Origin of the sequence: Pedobacter hiemivivus, assembly GCF_005144565.1 — a bacterium.
GTDB classification, from domain to species: Bacteria; Bacteroidota; Bacteroidia; order Sphingobacteriales; family Sphingobacteriaceae; genus Pedobacter; species Pedobacter hiemivivus.
On record NZ_SWDX01000003.1, the window covers coordinates 443,751 to 458,145 of the forward strand.

Sequence of the window (14,395 nt, forward strand, 5' to 3'; positions counted from 1 at the left end):
TAAAAAGAAATCATGTTTCAAATCAAATATAAACATCTTTTGCTGTCCACCTTACTGCTGCTTTCCTCAACAGTTTTTGCCCGGCAGACTCCCCCGACCAAATCCACAGTACCAAGACCCAAACTGGTTATTGGTATTGTAGTAGACCAAATGCGCTGGGATTACCTGTACCGGTTTTATAACCGTTATGGAAGCAGTGGCTTCCGCAGAATGCTGAACGAAGGCTTTACCTGCGAAAATACGATGATCAATCACTTGCCAACTTACACCGCCATCGGCCATACCTCCATATACACAGGTTCTGTCCCCGCCATTCATGGTATTGCGGGTAATGATTTCATTGACCAGCGAACGGGGCAATCCATGTACTGTACCGGCGACAGCACCGAGCAGACAGTGGGTAGTATCAGCCCTGCCGGAAAAATGTCGCCACGTAATATGCTGTCCACCACCGTTACCGATGAACTGAAGCTGGCCACCAATTTCCGCTCTAAAGTCATTGGTCTGGCTTTAAAAGACCGGGGCGGCATTTTACCAGCCGGGCACGCTGCTAATGCGGCATACTGGTTGGATGATGCTACCGGTAACTGGATCACCAGCACATTTTATATGAAAGAACTCCCTGCCTGGGTAAGGACACTTAATGCGGAGAAACAAATTCAAAAATACCTGAACCAGGACTGGAATACCTTGTATCCCATCAGTACTTATGTACAAAGTGATAAAGACAACAGCAAGTATGAAGGGAAATTTAAAGATGCCAGCGGCCCGGTATTTCCAGTTAAACTTACTGAACTAGAAAAAAAAATAGGTCCCGCGCTCATCAGGACTACCCCATTTGGCAATACTTTAACTTTAAATATGGCCAGGGCAACCATTGAGCATGAACAAATGGGAAAAAACAGTGATACGGATTTCCTGGCGGTAAGTCTGTCCTCAACCGATTACATCGGTCACCAATTCGGCATCAATTCTATTGAGCTTGAAGATACCTACCTGCGCCTGGACCAAGATTTGGCAGATTTTTTTAAATTTTTAGACGATAAACTCGGGAAAGGCAATTATACTGTTTTCCTGAGTGCAGACCATGGCGGTGCTCATAATCCGATTTTTCTGCAGGACCATAAACTGCCGGGTGACCTCTGGAATGCAAGCCATTGTCTGAAACAGATCAATGGTATCCTGAAAGAAAAATACGGCAGGGACAATTTGGTATTAACCCTGATAAATAACCAGGTACACCTGAACAACCCCCTCATTGAGCAGCAGAAACTGGATACAGAAGCGATTAAAAAGGACTGTATTTCATTTTTCCAGAAACAGGAAGGCATTGCATGGGCTGTAGACATGGAGAAAATCCAGACCAGCAGCATCCCTGCAGAAATTAAAGAAAGGATCATAAATGGTTACAACAGGGAGCGGAGCGGCACGATTCAACTGATCCTGCAATCGGGATGGTATACTGGGACCTCCAAAACAGGTACTACACATGGTGCATGGAACCCCTACGACGCACACATCCCCTTGGTATGGATGGGCTGGGGAATAAAACATGGCAAATCCAATAAACAGTATTATATGACAGATATTGCCCCCACAATTGCAGCTTTACTGAGCATACAGCCACCCAGTGGATCAATTGGAAAAGTCATTGAAGAAGTATTGAAATAAACTTTATATACCTGATGGGATTGGTATCCCATCAGGTATATAAAATTTATCAATTAGCATCGTTTCCGTAATGAGATTTCCTTTTAGTTAAAGGAAATTCCAAACTCTCGGTACGTGTAGATACCATTGTTTCCCTTATCTTTTTAACCATTTCTGGATTACTACCTGCAACATTTGTAGATTCAGCCGGGTCAGCATCCAGGTCATACAATTCAAATGGCTTTTCGTACGCAAGGATTCCCTTCCATTTACCCATTCTGATTGCCTGCCACGGTCCCTGGTTCTCATTTATCTCCCAATAAAGAAAATCATGCTTCTTCTGGTTTGCTTCTTTACCGGTTAATATTGGCAGATAAGAAATACCGTCAATCTTACTGGAAGGTTTTATCCCTGCTATTTCACAGGCTGTTGGCAAAAAGTCCCAGAAAGCAGATGCAAGAGTTGTTTTGCTGCCTGCTTTTATTGTCCCTGGCCAGCGCGCCGCAAATGGAACACGAATTCCTCCTTCATATAAATTGAGTTTCCTTCCTTTTAGTGACCCGTTGCTATTGAAAAAACCATTATCAAAACCGGGTCCGTTATCGCTTGTAAATATTACAAGTGTATTGTCATCAAGGCCTTGTTCCTTTAAGGCCGCAAGTATCTGACCTACATAACGATCCAGACGGGAAACCATGCCTGCATAAGTAGTATTACCTTCAGCATCGTGATAATAGTGCCCCGCAGTCATAGGACGTTTGGTCCATCCCAGGTTTTCGTACTGTTTTTTTGAATCTTCAGGCACGGTGATCTCATTATGAGGAGCAGTAAAAGGCAGGTACAGAAAAAATGGCTTATTTTTATTCTCCTTTATAAAGCCTATTGCTTTAGACGTAAAAGCATCATTGGAATAGGTTCCCTTCTTTTGTGCAGGATTATTATCTTTCAGGACGATCTTCTGACCATTCTGCCAGATATATTCCGGATAATAATGATGCGCCTCCATATGGGTCTTGTAACCATAGAAATAATCAAAACCCTGGCCGTTGGGGGCTCCCGTTCCGGCTCCTTCTTCCAATCCCCATTTCCCAATGATGCCGGTTTTGTACCCGGCCCGTTTCAGTTCTTCTGCAACGGTTACCTCCTCTTTCAAAAGATCAACAGGCTTACCACTGGCGGTCCATGCGGAGAGTTCACGGATATGTCCGTGAGCAGTATTTGTTCCGGTCATTAAGGATGCCCTTGAGGGCCCGCAAACCGCTGTACCGGAATAATGCTGATTAAAGATCATACCTTCGCCAGCCATTCGATCAAGATTAGGTGTTTTGATTTTTACCTGTCCGTTAAACCCAACATCTCCATAGCCCAGATCATCGGCCATGATGTAAATAATGTTTGGTTTTTTAACCGCAGCTTTTTTAAGATGAGTACCAGGAACATCGTGGCTTTTAAAAGCCATCAGGGAAACCATTACAATGAATGCAAGGTAAAAAGTACGTTTAGTTTTCATGAGCATGTTATGATTGATTGTCAATATCCTGGATTCTGCAATAATGCGGAGTTTAGAGTCACTTCATCCTTTGGAATCGGGAAGTAATAATAAAGATCTTTAAAATACCGTGTACGGACATTGATCTTCATATAGGTATAATTATTTCCGGTTTTACTGATCTGCATTCCATGAAGGAATTTCCCATCCAGCAATGCGCCGATCTTCCACCTTCTAATATCCCAGATCCTATGCTGTTCAAAAGCAAGCTCTATCGCGCGCTCATTTTGGATCAGCGCTCTGGCTTCCTCTTTTGACGGAGTAGCAGGCAACCCATACATCCCATCGGGCCCGGCGGTAATACCAGCCCTGCTGCGCAGCTGTTTGAGTGTATTTACAGCCTCAGTGGCATTACCCATTTCATTTGTGGCTTCAGCATAGTTCAACAGAATTTCGGCATAACGGATAAGAGGAATACTCCTGTCTACGTTATTTCCACCCGTAATTGCAGCATTATCATCAGCCATTTTCCGGATATAATAACCTGTGATGGTTGCAGTATTAGAAGATATAGCTACGATCCCGTCTTGAGGAGCACCTACATAAGTATTTACCGGAGCCAACGCTTTTGTCGTATTGATAAAATACAGGCCGCCATTGTAAATTACGGTAGCCGACAAGCGGGGGTCTCGGTTCACATAAGGGTTTCCTGCATCAAAACCAGTAGGATTACTGCCGCTTTTCAAATCCTCAGTAATTGGTTTTCCATTAATTGTAGGAAACATATCGACCAGTTCCTGTGAAGGGTAACAATAAAAGTTTGCTCCGCCTCTTGATTTTGGGATTATTCCCCTCTCGATCTGCTTGCCGGGAGCAATAACTTTAGCTAAAATAAACTCAGGATTTTTTCGTGTAAGGAAAACTTTATAAAAGCCATATCCAAGGCCTGATGTTGACCCACTCCATTTTACCGTATTATCGGTATAAAGCGAATAGATTCCCATATCCATTACGGCTTTAGCTGCAAGGCGTGCTTTCTCCCAGCGGTTAGGGTCGGCCGTAGGATAACCTAATAATTTCTGAAGTTCAGGGTTGCTCGCTTCAGCACCATTGTACAAAGGACTTGCTGCATATAAAAGCATTCTTGATTTTAAGCCTAAACAGGCACCTCGGGTAATTCTTCCATAATCCAGACCAACGTAATCCAGTGGAAGATCAGGTGCTATCGCATCTAGTTCAGCGACAATATAATTAACGCATTCCTCATAAGTATTTCTGGTTAAGGTCCCCTTATCAGTACTTAAAAAGACCTTATCACCCACAATCGGAATACCACCAAATGCCCTTAGTAAATGAAAGTAATGCAGTGTGCGTATAAACCGTGCTTCGGCCTTCAGACGGATCTTTTTAGGGGCCGACAATGGCGATTTATCGACATTCTCCAGGAAAATATTTGAATAACGGATCAGTTTGTAAAACAATGCCCACTGATCAGCCATGTGGTTAAAATAACCATCAGCAAATGTTCCTGCGGTAAAGACTTTATCAAAGTTACCCAATGCTGGATACCTTCCCTCCCCTTCATCGGCCAGTTTGGAATAATCATACAGGTTATGAGGGTTTTCTACCTGGAAATTATAGGCCAGGTCAACATATAAACCCGCCAGGTAGTCCATGGTATTGGCACTATCCGCAAAAGTTACCTGTGAATTAATACTCGCATTAGTCTTGGTATCCAGGAAATTGTTTTTCGTGCATGAAACGGCTGCTATTATCACAATAAGTAGCCCCGTTAAAAATAATCTTTTTGCCATATACTATTATTTTACAGATATATTAACGCCTAAATTGAAAATGGCCTGAGAAGGATAAGAAAGAGAGGCATTAGAAACGGCAGATTCACGGATAACTTCCGGATCCACTCCATAACGATTAAATGAGGCAGACCAGGTATACAGATTATACCCGCTGGCATACACTTTAACCCCTTTCAAACCGATTTTTTTCACAAATTCTGAGGGCAGACGATAGCCGATTTCTACTGATTTTATCCTCAGGTAATCTCCGCTTATGGCCCAAAAACTTGAATTACTTCCTGTGGTCATATAAGTTCCATGGAAATTACTGACCAGTGATGGGAAGGTTGCTGTTTCTGCAGTTTCTGGCGTCCATCGGTTTAAGTGGATTTGCTGCAGGTTCCCCTGAAAGGGCACAGAAAAATCGTAACCAATCTGAACATCAGAATTAAGTGCAGACTGCAGCATAAAATTGAAAGACCAGTTCTTATAAGTAAAGCCTGTGGAAAGTCCGATGTTGGTAGTAGGCAGATTTGTTTTGCCAAAGAAGCCCCTGTCATCATCAGAAATTACCCCGTCTCCATTCAGGTCGCGGTACTTCAGGAATCCGGGCAATGTTGTCCCCGGCCCACCCGCAGCAGTTGTAGATCCGATATATTTTGGCACAGAAGGATCTGCGGCTTCAGCCACAGAATAATAACCGTCCCAGATAAATCCCATCTGCTCACCTATCGATTGTCCTGTCTGGATTTTCCAAGGATATTTTTGGGGTACCTCATCAAATTCAACATATTTATTATGTGCATAAGCGTAATTTCCTTTTATATTAACGCCAAAATCCTTTCCGATCTTGCCATTATAAGAAAGCTCCAATTCATAACCGGCATTACTTACAATCCCGAGGTTAAGCGGGGGTAACTGTCCGGCAGGTATTCCAAAATATCTTGGGACAGTCTTCCTTTCGGACAAAATATCATAGCGTCGGTTGTCGAAAAGATTAATGGAACCGGATAATTTGTTGGAGAAGAACCCAAACTCCATGGCCACATCAAATTTACGTTCTTTCTCCCAGGTAACCGCTTCATTAGCCAATGATCCTGGAACAATTGAAGTCACATCTGTATTGCTCTCTCCAAACGACACAACAGGCCCCCTTCCATAAACTTCTTCATATGAATTTTTTCTACCACCCAGGTCATCACTTCCCGTGAGTCCGTATGAGGCTCTGAATTTGAGCAAACTCATTACAGGCAGATGCGCTTTCATAAAGTTTTCTTCAGAAACTACCCATCCCAGCAAACCTGCGGGGAAAAAACCAAATCGTTTGGATGATGCAAACCTATCAGAACCATTATAAGCACCGGTAGCCTCTACCATGTATTTGCTTTTATAGTTATAGCTTAAACGACTTGCAACTCCCCTTGTATTGAAAGGTATATAGTTCTTACTATTGTCATCATCATGTATCTGTTTTGAGTATTGATTCAGCACAACTAACCCGCTTAAATTATGGTCATTAAAACTCCTCTGATAGTTAAGTGTTCCCTGTATACCTGTTTGGCGTTTTGGCGTCCCGGCAGTATAACCAAGGCTATAAGGATCAGTACGGTAAATAGTAATATTCCTTGGCGTATAAGTACTGTTGGTTGGATTATAATAGAATGAGGGAAAATTTGTACTTGTTAAAGACCTTCTGGCCTGGGTTGAATTTGATACAGACATGGTTACTTTAACCTGTAAGCCAGGTGTAATTACATCCAGTTTTTGTATGGCCGAAAGATTCACGTTAATCAGGTTCTGACGATCTCTGTTATATCCTCCAGTCTTAATTCTACCAACGATATTATTCCCCGGGGCAGGTTTCAGCGGATCTGCAAAACCATAACTTCCATCTGGATTATATACCGGGTAAACAAAAGGTGCTAAACCTTCATAGCTATAAATCTCGCCGAAAGGTCCGCTTCCAACTTGTGGTTGATTTGTTACCGTATTATTACCGGAAATATCCAGGCGAAAGTTCAGTGATTTAGTTGCTTTAACATCCAGATTGGATCGGAAATTATAGCGGTTAAACCGATAGTTATTATCTACATCATCCGATTTAAAATCACGGAGGAGGCCGCTTTGGTTTTCAAGACCTAATGATACAAAGTACTGAATATTATCAGTTCCACCAGACATATCGATAGTCGTTCTGGCTGTCGGTGCAGTTTCTTTAAATAATGTCTTATACCAATCTACATCCGGGTGTCCGTAAGGGTCACTTCCATTCCGGAACAATTCTATATCTTCATCCGTAAAATCAGGTTTATATTCACCCCCAGAAATAAATGTATCATTCTTAAGCGCCTCATTACGTAATATGGCCATATCTGCAGAACCCAATACCTTCGGGATATGCGTTGGCCTCTGCAGCCCGTATTCTGCCCTGAAATTTATCTGTGGCTTACCATTCTTTCCTCTTCGGGTAGTCACAAGTATTACCCCATTAGCACCTTTGATTCCATAAACAGCGGTAGACCCAGCATCTTTAAGTACACTTATGGATTCTACCTCATTTACATCAATATTTGAAAAGTCTTCATAGCTAAATTCTATATCGTCGACCAAGATAAGCGGACGTACATTACTTGCATAGGTACTTACACCACGAATTACAAAATCTGCACCGTCGTCTCCTGGTCTTCCCCCCCTTTGCTGCGAAAAGAAGCCCGGCAATTTCCCGGTCAGCGTATTCTGAATGCTGGCCGAAGGTGTTTGTTGAATTTCATCCCTACTCACAGTACTTACAGATCCTATTACATTGATTTTTCTCTGTGTCCCAAAACCTACCACGACCACCTCATCAAGGTTCTTTAAATCCGGTTCAAGAATAACATTCATATCAGAACTGCTGCCTACATGTACTTCTTTGGGAAGATAACCAATTCCCCTAAAGACGAGCACATTACCCTTACCATGCAGGGTTATTTTAAATTGTCCTGTTCCATTGGTACTGACCCCATTTGAAGGGGCATCTTTTTCTACAACAGTAATACCTGGCAATGATCCTGCCGCATCAGCAACGCTCCCCGATATTACCCGGTTTTGCGCCTGGGCATATAGGGAAACATACATCAGGATAGTGAAGGCTACTATTTTATATATATTCTTCATGCGATTAGTTTTATCTGAGTTAATTTTACCATCCTGTATTTTGTATCAATGCACCATTGGCCTGCAATTCAGCATAAGGAATCGGGTATAGGTACATTTTAGGGGCAATAAAGGCAACAGACTCAATATTGACGGTCTGATAGCTCAGGTTTCCTGATGAATCCCTGGTAATCTTCATACCATGAAGTGTTTTATTGAAGTCGGTCTCTGCAGTTTTCCAGCGACGTACATCCCAAAAGCGCTGCTCTTCAAATGCCATCTCGACACGGCGTTCAAGCCTTATGGCTTCACGCATTTCAGACTGGCTCATGCTAGCCTTTAACCCATATAGTGATCCTGGACCTGCAGTGATACCTGCCCGTTTCCTGATATTTGTCAGCTGGGTATAAGCAAGCGCTCGATTGGCAGTAGAATTGGTTGCCTCATTTATCGCTTCTGCATAATTAAGCAGAACCTCGGCATACCTAAAAATGATGAAGTTATGATCAATTGCCCCGTAGTTAGTCGCGGTTTCAAGATTAGGCAAAAATTTACGGAGGTAATAACCGGTTTTCGTTTGCATCAACGCCGTGTTTGGCTTGTCTTTCCCGCCTTCAAATGTCTCAACAGCGCGGCCTAACCAGCGTGATCCATTATAAAAAATGGTTGCTGTAAACCTGGGATCCCTGTTTATATAAGGATTGCTGCTATCATAACCTGAAGCCGGATCGGTAATGGCCAAACCGCTGAGCATCGGAAATGCATCTGCGAGTTCTTGCGTAGGACTCGTAGCCCCCCTGCTTGAATACAGGTCGGATACGTATCCGGCTGGAGAATTAGCCTTTTCAAGGTCCTGATTCTTGGCTTGCTGAAAGGCAAGGATCACCTCTTTATCACTGCGATTGATAAAAGCGGAAACAAAGCTTGGATTTAAGGCATAATAATTCAGATCTATAATGGCTTTAGCCGCATCTGCAGCTGTCTGCCAGCGACTAAGGTCATTGGAAATATTATTTAACGGACTAGCTGCATAGAGCAGTACCCTTGCCTTCAATGCAAGCGCGGCCCCTTGGGTAATCCTACCTACTTCTGTAATTGATATTGGCTCTTTCAACAGCAAACCACTGATAGCGTCACACTCCTTTACAATATACTGAACACATTCAGTATAAGTATTTCTAGGCATGCGGGTATCATCATTCAGCATGAGAATTTTATCACCCAATAAGGGAACACCCCCATATCGTTTGATCAGTTCGAAATAACTCATCGCACGGATGAACCTGGCTTCTGCCTTCCAGTGTTGCAGGGTCAAGGCAAGAACCGGCACCACATCTACATTCGCAAGAAATTTGTTTGTCCTGTAAATAGCCTGATAATTAGCTTCAAATGAATCATCTACAGATCGCGATGCGCTTTGAAGACCTTTTGACAACAATTCAATTTCACTGGAAACCTGTGAGGCTACCCCATCATCCGTAGCCGCATCTAAAAACGATCCGTCAATCCTTGCATATCCCCGTGGAAGAAAGGTATACAGATTAGTAATGGCCTGGTCAGCGTAAAAACCGTTAACATCACCGGGGTCATATATAAGATCTTCATTTTTTGCCTCAACAGGTACAGTTTCAAACTTTTTACAGGCAAGCTGAATCGTCCCGAAAATAAAAAGTACGATATAAAATTTATAATTTTTTCTAATGAACATGTTTGATCTCCTTATAATTTTAATGATAAACCACCATTAATAATGCGTTGAATAGGATATAAGCCAGTGTAATTTTCAGGATCAGCATCTTTATACTTAGAGAATGTGGCCAGATTCAAACCATTCACAAATACCCTTAATCCTTTTATTAAAGCTGATGGTAGAATCTTACTGTTAAAAGTATATCCGATCTCAACATTCTTCAGGCGGATATAGCTGGCATCCCGGACATAAAGAGAAGAAGTTTGATAGTTATTCACTTCGTTATGAATGGTTACCCGGGGCAGTGTTGCAGTTGAAGCTGTGGCAGGTGTATAACGATTTAAATTGTAAGCATAAGCCTGTCCTATCCCATTGTTATTAAATGGAAACTGATAGTTGCCCATAGTTAAAATATCCCTGTTCTCTACACCCTGAAAAAGGATGTTCATGTCGAAGCCCAAGAACTGGAGACCTAGACCGGCTCCGAAATACACTAACGGTTTGTCATTCCCAATAATGGTTTGATCCTCAACATTGATTTTCCCATCACCATTTAAGTCCTTATATTTAACATCCCCGGCTGAAGGGACGAAGCCTTCAAGCGTTGCCGAAGAAAGATTTCCAGGGCCAAAAAAGCCATCAGCAACATATCCGCGGATTTGGTTGACCGGCTGACCAGTTTTTGCCAGATAAGAATAAGCCTGTGCGGGCTCATCGTTGAAAACGACACGACTACTGGCGGTAGATATATTACCGGCGATTGTATACCGAAGCTTGCCTAAGTTGGCCGACCATCCTGCACTGAGTTCTACACCTGAATAGCGGTTTTTACCTATATTTTCCAGCGGATAATCATTCCCAAACAAGAGCGATGAATTTCCCCTGATCTGAAGCAGGTCGTACTGACTGCTGTTGTAATAATCGGCACTGAACCATCCCCTGTTATTGCTAAAAGCAAGATCAAAACCCGCATTAAATTTTTTAGCCTTCTCGGTTACCCGATCTGGACTTGCGATGGCACCTTGTGCAATAGAAGGCGTGCTGGTTGCTCCGGTACCAAAGATATAGGCAGAACCTGCTGCATAACTCTGCCTCCATAGGTAGTATCCTGGATCTGCATTCCCAACCTTAGCATAGGAAACGCGCAGCTTAAATTCGTTAAGAAAAGTATTTCCCTTTAAAAACTGCTCATTATGCAAGTTCCAGCTGGCGCCAGCACCGGGATAGAAATCATATTGTTTACCGGGTACAAACCTGTTGTTGCCGCTATAGGCTCCGGCGAACTCAAGATTAAATCTTTTGTCAAAACTATAAGTAAAACGTCCGGAGATTCCCTTGTAAACCTGGTTTAGTAAATTATTTTCCTGACTGTTGTCGTAACTGGCTAATATCAAGCCTGTGAAATCATGCTTATTCCAGCTGCGCTCCATACCCGTAGATAACTCTACATAGGTTTGCTGGAAACGTGCCGGTACTGCATCCGTATTTGGCTGTTCTGAAATCGTACTTACCCGCAAATAATTCGTTGTATCGCCAGTAACCGGATAATTATAAGCATTATAACCTTTCGACCTGTCGATCTTTTGTTCATAAGAAGGAGCGTACGACAATAACAGCTTGATCCATGACCCCTTTATCAGCTGATCCATTTTTTCCTTGAGACCAATATTTACTGCGGCAGCCTGCATATTATTTTTCAAATAACCTGTCCCCACAGTTTGAGCGTATGGATTATTAGGATAATCACGAGTCCCTGCAAAAGTACCGCGAAAGTTCATAGCTGGTGTCGCATTATTAGGCGTAGTCAGCAAACTGGAGAATATAGAAGCATAACCTGAACCCGGCTGAATAAAATCCTGGATATTTCCCTGCAGATGGAAAAAAGCAGATAAATTCTTATCTATGTCAAACTCAAGGTTTGACCGAAAAATGTACCTGCTGTAGTTAATATTAGTAGCATAAGGGCTAGCCACATCTTCTTTAAATAAACCAGATTGGTTCTGATAATCTAAGGAAACGAAATACCTCATATTTTTGTATTTACCCCCGGCATTTAAATTATAGCGCATCATTGGTGCATTATCCTTCATTATTGTTTTTTGCCAATCCACATCCGGATATACATACGAATCCGTTCCATTATCATATGCAGCTAGCTGATCTTGCGTGTAAACAGGGGATAAACCTGAATTTACCCTTGCTTCATTATATAGGCTTGCATATGCTGAAGAAGATAAAGCTTGACGCATCCCAATTGCAGTTTGTACCCCCCCCTGTGCGGTAAAGGAAACAAAAGAGCCCGGAGCTGTACCTTGCTTTCTGGTTGTGATCAATAATACCCCGTTCATCGCACGATTTCCAAGCATCACAGCAGATAAACCGTCTTTTAATAAGGTAACAGACTCTATCTGTTCAGGATTGAGGGCAAGTTCATCGTATACTGTACTGTAACGCGGCACCCCATCAATTATAATCAGCGGACTGCCCCCCCTGAGGTTCAGGGATGGGTTATCGTAACGCGGTGCCCCATTCGATTGACTCACGTTTAAGCCAGCTAAATGTCCGGCAAAAGCATTGCTTAACAGCGTGGCAGGAACACTTTCCAGCCTTTTACCATTCAGGTAACCGATGGATTGAACCAGATTGTCTTTAGCTTGCGCTCCATACAAAACATTTACTTTGGAAGGAAGCTGATATACATGTAATCTGTCTGAAGCCCTGGAGGTATCAATACCGGCAGTGTCCTGAAAAACATTGGCTGCATGAAGTTTTCCCTGAATAGTTCCTGATAGAACACAGCATAGCATGAAGTATCTGAAACAGGGTAGTAAACGTTTTCTCATTGAATTTTCTTTTAAAAAGATTATAGATTGTATTGAAAATGTTTATGCTTTCATGGGCAATACCAGTCAACCCAGGTCATAGTAATACTGACCTGGTGCTGATAAAGACCTATATTTAAGCTTGTTTACTTAATAGTTCGGATTCTGAATAATTTTTGGATTTTGTGCAATAATAGATTGAGGAATCGGGAAGAGATAGTTTTTCGAAGGGTCGAATTTAATCTTTCCATTGTTTACATTAATTCTTTCATAAACAGGCTTTCCGTTAACTACGGTAATTTTCATACCATGTAAAGGCTGACTAAATACCTCCTCAGCAATTCTCCATCTCCACAAGTCAAATAGTCTTTTCCCTTCAAAAGCAAGTTCAACCCTTCTTTCACGCCTGATCCTCGTACGCATCTGGTCTTTGTTAAGGCCTTCCGGAAGACCTTTCAATCCGGCCCTTTCCCTGACTAGTTTTACCGCGTCGTACACAGATTCATCTGGTCCAGAAGCTTCATTCTTAGCCTCGGCATAATTCAATAAAACCTCAGCATAACGGAAAATAATCACATTAACACCGCTACTGGTGCCAGGTACCACCGAAGGATCAATTAATTTCCTGAAGAAATAACCCGTACGTCCTTTCCCAGCAACACCACTTCCGGCAAGCTCATTGCCATTATTTGGTATGCCAAGGCGGGTATAAATCACATCCTTTCTCCATGTGGAGCCATCGTAAATAATAGAAGCATAAAAGCGCTTATCGCGGTTAAGATATGGGTTAGCGGGATCAAATAGCGCAGAGCCCTCTGCTTCTGTTTTACCATCTAAGAATTCATAACAGTCAACCAACTCCTGTGTTGGTAAAACAGCCCCCCAGCCCTTGCCTTCAGAAACCATCAACGGACTAAAATATTGTTCTTTAATGTGGTCCTGATCCTTTACGTTAGCTGCATACTGTATATCAAAGATGACCTCACTATTATTTTCATTTGCACCGTAAAACTGCGCGGCATAGTCAGAGAATAAGCTATAGCCTGCACCAGACTGCATAATTGCCAGGTTAGTAGCTGCCGCTTCCGGCCATTTACCGGCATATAATTCGGTCTCACCTTTCAAAGCCAGCGCGGCCCCTTTTGTTGCCCGCCCCGCATCTTTTGCTTCCACTTTTAAAGGTAGATCTGCGGCTGCTTCTCCACATTCCTTCTGAATAAATGCGACACATTCTTCATAAGTATTACGAGCGTTAAAAATGGCTGCACCATCTTTATCCTGGTTCAATGCCTTAGTAATGATCGGTACGCCACCGTAAAGATCCATAAGAGATTTATAAAAATACGCCCTCAGAAATTTAGCTTGCGCCAATAACGGTTTTTTAGCCTCGGCATCAAAATCTGCCGCAGCTACATTTTCAATAAAAATATTACATTTACGAATGCTGGCATACATATTTTTCCAATGCGGGGTAAACATGGGTACCGACGGACTGTAAGAACCAGGTGCAAATGTGGAAAAAGATGGTATGGTAGAGAGGACCGAAGAACTGAAGCTATTGTCAGAAAAATTATCTAAAGGATCATTACTGATTTCTGTTGGAAGATTGGTAAATGCCTCAGATTGCGGTCCGGGGGTAAGGCTGTTATAGATATCATTTAAGAACAAGCCGGCATTTGCAGGAGTTTGCCAAACTAAAGCGTCCGTTAACTGATCTGTTGGTTGTATGTCGAATGACTTATCACTGCAGGCAGCGAAAAGCATTAAAAATGACAATAGATATAATTTCTGTAAAATTTTCATCTGTTTATTT

Annotated in this window: 7 protein-coding genes; 1 reads left to right on the top strand and 6 read right to left on the bottom strand. The window is 42.4% G+C overall.

Features of this window, described 5'->3' with window-relative positions:
* Positions 1-12: 12 nt before the first annotated feature.
* Complete coding sequence (gene pafA, locus FBD94_RS09080; protein ID WP_136879966.1) at positions 13-1,671, top strand: alkaline phosphatase PafA; 1,659 nt, start codon at positions 13-15, stop codon at positions 1,669-1,671.
* A gap of 49 nt (positions 1,672-1,720) precedes the next feature.
* Here the strand turns inward: pafA and FBD94_RS09085 are convergent, their stop codons facing one another.
* From FBD94_RS09085 to FBD94_RS09110, 6 genes are all read right to left on the bottom strand, one after another.
* Positions 1,721-3,160, bottom strand: coding sequence for an arylsulfatase (locus tag FBD94_RS09085; protein WP_235884417.1), 1,440 nt, complete (start codon positions 3,158-3,160; stop codon positions 1,721-1,723).
* Positions 3,161-3,180: 20 nt separating this feature from the next.
* A complete protein-coding gene (locus FBD94_RS09090) occupies positions 3,181-4,953 on the bottom strand; it encodes a RagB/SusD family nutrient uptake outer membrane protein (RefSeq protein ID WP_136879967.1) in 1,773 nt (590 codons plus the stop codon).
* Positions 4,954-4,959: 6 nt separating this feature from the next.
* Positions 4,960-8,091, bottom strand: a complete 3,132-nt coding sequence (locus tag FBD94_RS09095; protein ID WP_136879968.1) for a SusC/RagA family TonB-linked outer membrane protein — start codon at positions 8,089-8,091, stop codon at positions 4,960-4,962.
* Between the two features lie 25 nt (positions 8,092-8,116).
* Complete coding sequence (locus tag FBD94_RS09100) at positions 8,117-9,778, bottom strand: RagB/SusD family nutrient uptake outer membrane protein (RefSeq protein ID WP_136879969.1); 1,662 nt, start codon at positions 9,776-9,778, stop codon at positions 8,117-8,119.
* Between the two features lie 11 nt (positions 9,779-9,789).
* A complete protein-coding gene (locus FBD94_RS09105; RefSeq protein WP_136879970.1) occupies positions 9,790-12,603 on the bottom strand; it encodes a SusC/RagA family TonB-linked outer membrane protein in 2,814 nt (937 codons plus the stop codon).
* A 129-nt stretch (positions 12,604-12,732) separates the two neighbouring features.
* Positions 12,733-14,385, bottom strand: coding sequence for a RagB/SusD family nutrient uptake outer membrane protein (locus tag FBD94_RS09110; protein WP_136879971.1), 1,653 nt, complete (start codon positions 14,383-14,385; stop codon positions 12,733-12,735).
* Positions 14,386-14,395 lie beyond the last annotated feature (10 nt).